The 566-nt window shown below is 64.0% G+C and carries 1 protein-coding gene; it reads left to right on the top strand.

Going from position 1 to position 566, the window contains the following annotated elements:
* Positions 1 to 566 (top strand): NAD(+) synthase (gene nadE / locus KHA85_RS20080; protein WP_213186637.1); only part of this gene is annotated, 566 nt, incomplete at both ends.

Here is a 566-nt window from a genome sequence, read left to right as displayed (position 1 = left end):
CCTGGAATTCAACGAGCTGGCCGTGGTGCCGATGGCCGATCCGGCCGCCGAGCTGCCGCAGCTGGCGCAGGTGTACCAGGCGCTGGTGTTGGCGGTGCGCGACTACGTGACCAAAAACGGCTTTAAAGGCGCGGTGCTCGGCCTGTCCGGCGGCATCGACTCGGCGCTGACGCTGGCGATCGCCGTGGATGCGCTGGGCAAAGACAAGGTGCAGGCGCTGATGATGCCGTTCCGCTATACCGCGGACATCAGCATCGCCGACGCCAAGGAAGAGGCGGAAATCCTCGGCGTGGAGTTCGATATCGTCTCCATCGAACCGATGTTCGACGCCTTTATGGGCCAGCTGTCGCCGATGTTCGCCGGCACCGAGCGCGACACCACCGAAGAAAACCTGCAGGCGCGTTGCCGCGGGGTGGTGCTGATGGCGCTGTCCAACAAACGCCGCAGCATCGTGCTGACCACCGGCAACAAGAGCGAAATGGCGGTGGGATACGCCACGCTGTACGGCGATATGGCCGGCGGTTTCGACGTGCTGAAGGACGTGCCGAAAACGCTGGTGTTCAAGC

It is taken from the genome of Dietzia massiliensis (genome assembly GCF_018390595.1).
In the GTDB taxonomy this organism is placed as follows: Bacteria; Actinomycetota; Actinomycetes; order Mycobacteriales; family Mycobacteriaceae; genus Dietzia; species Dietzia massiliensis.
This window is presented reverse-complemented; position numbering and strand designations above follow the sequence as displayed.